The sequence below is a fragment of the Carnobacterium sp. genome, from assembly GCF_032094055.1.
Taxonomy (GTDB): Bacteria; Bacillota; Bacilli; order Lactobacillales; family Carnobacteriaceae; genus Carnobacterium_A.
Window position 1 is genome coordinate 31,381 of record NZ_DAMDAK010000008.1, and the last position, 1,909, is coordinate 33,289.

At 36.8% G+C, this 1,909-nt stretch carries 3 protein-coding genes; all 3 read right to left on the bottom strand.

Annotated elements, in window-relative coordinates:
* Positions 1 to 409, bottom strand: a 409-nt coding sequence (locus tag RT405_RS02420) for a UbiA family prenyltransferase (protein WP_313467249.1), incomplete at its 3' end; no start/stop codon positions are given.
* Positions 410 to 445: 36 nt separating this feature from the next.
* Positions 446 to 1,504 carry an FAD:protein FMN transferase gene (locus RT405_RS02425; protein ID WP_313467251.1) on the bottom strand — a complete coding sequence of 353 codons (1,059 nt, stop codon included), beginning with the start codon at positions 1,502 to 1,504 and terminating at the stop codon, positions 446 to 448.
* A 141-nt stretch (positions 1,505 to 1,645) separates the two neighbouring features.
* The coding region (locus tag RT405_RS02430) for an FMN-binding protein (protein ID WP_313467252.1) at positions 1,646 to 1,909 on the bottom strand (264 nt) is incomplete at its 5' end.

Here is a 1,909-nt window from a genome sequence, read left to right on the forward strand (position 1 = left end):
AAATCGGCAGTGGTCCGAAGGTATAAAAAATACCAACGATAAAACAAGCACCCCCTAAAAAGAGCAATAAGATATTCGTACGGAATACCAGCCAAAGTCCAAGCAAAGAAGCAAAGGTCAGCATCGTCAAAATCAGCCGAATCACCGTCTTTTCAGCGATTTTTTCCTGTCCGATAATATTTGTGTTTTCTTTATAACTGATGTCTTTAGCTTTTTGGTAATCCATCAAATTGTTGATTGCTGTAGTCGTCAGATCGAATAGCAGCATTGCTAAAAAGAAAAGCAGCGTGTTGCCGATGTTGATGGTGCCAAAATAAAATTGTGCGAATAATATTCCTAATAGAAAAGGAAACAAACTAGCGATTTTCGTTTGAATCTCAACTAATTTTAAAAAAACTTTCAGTGTCATGATAACACCTTCTCTTCTTTATATAATTTTTCTACTTTAATTTTTTAACGTAAAATCATCGTCATTTAAATGAAAGCTTTTTTTCAGTCCATCCGATACGTAAACAGAACGGTCTTTCGTTACAAAAATAGCTTCTACATTTTCACGTTGATTGACAAAATCTAAACCGGCTTTCAAGCCCTTAGAAAAAATCACCGTTGACAAGCCGTCGCCATCAATAGATTTATCCGTTACAATACTGACACCTGCTAGATCATTCTCAAAAGGATAACCTGTCTCAGGGTCCAGCAAATGGTGGTAATTGACTCCATCTACCTCAATAAAGCGTTCATAGATACCTGAAGTGACAATCGTTTGATTAGTAACGGGTAAAGAACCAAGAATTTCCCCACGTGTTTCAAAAGGGTTTTGTACTCCGACATTCCATGCTGCATTCTCAGCTCGCGGGCTATGCCCCAAAACAAAAATGTTTCCCCCTAAATCCACAATGGCTGTATCTACTTCATTGGCTTTCAGCACTTTAACGACTTCATCTGTAATATACCCTTTAGCAATTGCACCTAAATCTAAGAGCATTTCTTTTTTAGGCAAATAAACGCTGTGTTCCTGATCGTTAAACTCTACTTTCTGATAATCGATCAACGGCAATGTTGCGTCAATTTCAGCTTGTTCAGGTTTTCTAGCATCATCAAAACCAATATGCCACAAATTAGTCAAAGGTCCGATCGTCATATCAAAACTGCCTTCGCTCTCACTACTGTACGCATAAGCAGCTTTGAGTAATTCATATACATCATCTGATACAACCACAGGTTCATTTCCTGCTTGTGCATTTACCTTATCAATCTCTGAGCCTTTTTCATTGACGGTAATTTTTGCAGCCAATTCTTCGATACGGTCAAAGACTTGGTCAAGTACCGCTTCTTTTCCTTCATTATAAATCTTTACATTTACGACCGTACCCATCAAAAACTCAGTCCGGCTATAAGGTTCATCTACCAGAACACGCGCTTCGTTTTTTTTACCGCACCCTGAAGTAATCAGCAAGACACCAAATAACAAGAAAAACATTGTCCATTTATAATTGAATTTCATTATAATACCTCTCCTCGCACTGATTCCAATTTAGCAAGTTGAATCATTCAAATTAAATTATCGAAAAATTTCAACAAGGTCTTAGATAATAATTATCTAAGACCTTGTTATTTTAGCTCACTAAGTTGTACTTGTAAAACCTTATTCTTCTACTTGATTGTCAACCATAATAGTTTCTGTTTTTCCTTCTTTAGCAGCATCAACTAATTGTTGTGCATATTTTTTGAAAGATTCTGAAGAATGTGTCGCACCGGTTACAACTTCAACATCAGCTGGATCGCCTTTAGCTACTAATTCAGCATTTAATTCGGGGATGTATTCTGCTGGGCCAGTTCCTGACTTTTCTTTCATAGCTTTTTGGTACTCTTCATCTTCTGATTTTAAGTTGCCATCTTTATCAAGATA

Coding starts and splice junctions, on each gene's coding strand:
- RT405_RS02425 (WP_313467251.1), bottom strand. CDS start 1,504: ATGAAATTCAATTATAAATGGACAATGTTTTTCTTGTTATTTGGTGTC.